This is a genomic window from Bradyrhizobium sp. SRL28, assembly GCF_018596315.1.
Lineage (GTDB): Bacteria > Pseudomonadota > Alphaproteobacteria > Rhizobiales > Xanthobacteraceae > Bradyrhizobium.
The window spans coordinates 1-2,036 of record NZ_JAHEAG010000138.1 but is presented as its reverse complement, the minus strand read 5'-3'; the positions used below and the strand labels follow the sequence as shown (position 1 = coordinate 2,036).

Genomic DNA, 2,036 nt, shown 5'->3' with positions numbered 1-2,036 from the left:
TGGGATGGATTGATCATTCAGATGATCCAGCACTCGCCGAAGCTCCTCCGGAGCAATCTGCTCTGGATAGAACGCGACGTGCTCTTGGACGAAAGCCGACGGGGCGGATTGATTATCCCGCCGTCCCTGAAGCTCCTCTCGTCGAGTGTCAGCTTCCTGCGACGCGCTGTGCTGCGCAGCGGTGGCGCCGACGCGCCTCGGCTCCATCACTACCGCCTCTTCGGGATTGATGAGGGCCACGTTCGGGGCGTGAGGATTCCGCTTGGCGCGGCGTATGATCGGCACGGCTCCTGACCGCAAGGTCCGGAGATGGTCTAATGCCCTAATGAGCCTCTGATTACCGTTTCCGATGTACTCGTGCACGTCACTGCCATTGGCGTTCAGCGAATTACTGTCGAGCCGAGCAACAATGCTCGGTTTCTTTTTTGCGAAGAGCCAGCGGCTAAAGCCAAGAAGAGAACTTACAAACTGCTGGGCAGTGCCTTTGGCGGTCCCGTCCTTGATGAGGGCCTCCTCAAGCCCCAAAATCGCGGGAGCATCCTCGGAATAAAGAGGCCGCCTGTCGTGCCGTATCACAACCCCCGTTGACTGAGCCGGCTGCAGCGCCGAGGCTGGCGGCATTGCTCCACCACCTTCACCTGAATTGGCGATCTCGCTCAGCTGCCGCTCAATGGCAACGCCTTGCGGGTTGTTTGTGGTCCTCGGCCTCTTCGCTGCTCTCAATCCAGCTGTATCACGCTCGTCGTTGATGAGGACCTCCTCGCTTGGCAGGATGTTGCTCCTGGCAATTGCACCCATCAGCCCGTTGGGGGACTGCTGGCCGTCGCTAGACACATTGGGACGGAGGCCACCGCGCGGCCCCCGATCGGGCATCGCGGCACCGGCTGGGCGCGCCTGGTGCAATTGCTGCTCAAAGGCCCCTTGGCCGACGTCGCTCGTTTCAGGCTCGTGCGAGACGGGGGGCTCTACCTGCGGCCAACCTCTTACATTGAATGAGTCAAAATTGTGCGGGTCCATCCCAGCCTCACGTTTACAAATCACCTGAGCAACCTTACTCGGGCAAGCTTTCGAAAACCTGACGAGGTCGTCGCTCGTGAAGTAATGCATCGCCACATTCGCAAAAAACGAGACTGCCCCGCGGCTCTCAATGGTCAATCATGGTGTCGAAGGATAGCCACAGCTTGCACGACGTCGAGGCCATTCTCCTGTGCCGCCGCTATCCGGCTAAGCCCGTGAAAGGCTTGGCCAGCGCACCAGGGCTCGAACCTAGGACCCGCTGATTAAGAGTTGTTGATACTCCTTTTCAGCCCAGTCTTAGCCAAAGATTCCAGAATCCTTGTATTTCTCAACGCAAACGAGACCAGTCTCGTGAAACGTTCTCTGCCAACTTAGTTTGGATACGAGATCTCGTGTTTCCGCCGGTACGCAGCTAGGAAGTCCCGGTCCGCGCAGATGCAGCGTCCTGACGTGTCTTTCGCCTTGGGATCGTGAAGATGCGCGGCGAGTGGACGAAGCAGGTTGATCCGTGTGCTCGTGGTCGGCATATTCAAAACCCCCGAAGCGTGCTTCACGAGATCTGCCGCCAGCATTATGCCAGCAAGAGCCGACTGAAATGACATCGGTACAACAGCTTTCACGGGCTGCGCTCCATCCGTCAGGCGCATAACGACCCCGCCGCAGATTGCCCGTTGGTGAAACGATCGGATGGATTGCCCAACAAACTCTTGAAGGGATTCCGAAGGAATGTCGAAGGCCTTCGCAACGCGCTCGAGGAAACCGGCATCCAACGGCCTGTTCGTTTGAAGAAGAGCCCGGATCTCCTGTTTGGCTTCCGTGATCCTCAGCTCCTCAGCTATCTTCTCGTCTTCGTCCTTTATCTTCCCGTGTGGCAGGCAGGCCAGACATGCACGGCCGTCATCGAAGCCGTGGCGCGAGACGCCGAGATCGATCTCCTGCGTCCAAGCGTTTACGATCCACTTCGGCAACACTCCCTGCACGGCAATACGATCCGGAGCGTTGTCCAATGCCACAGCGAC

The 2,036-nt window shown here is 58.4% G+C and carries 2 pseudogenes; both read right to left on the bottom strand.

The window, feature by feature from the left end:
- Positions 1 to 1,155, bottom strand: a pseudogene (locus tag KIP88_RS47740) (hypothetical protein); the annotation flags it as partial.
- Between the two features lie 233 nt (positions 1,156 to 1,388).
- Positions 1,389 to 2,036 (bottom strand): annotated as a pseudogene (locus KIP88_RS45615) (hypothetical protein); the annotation flags it as partial.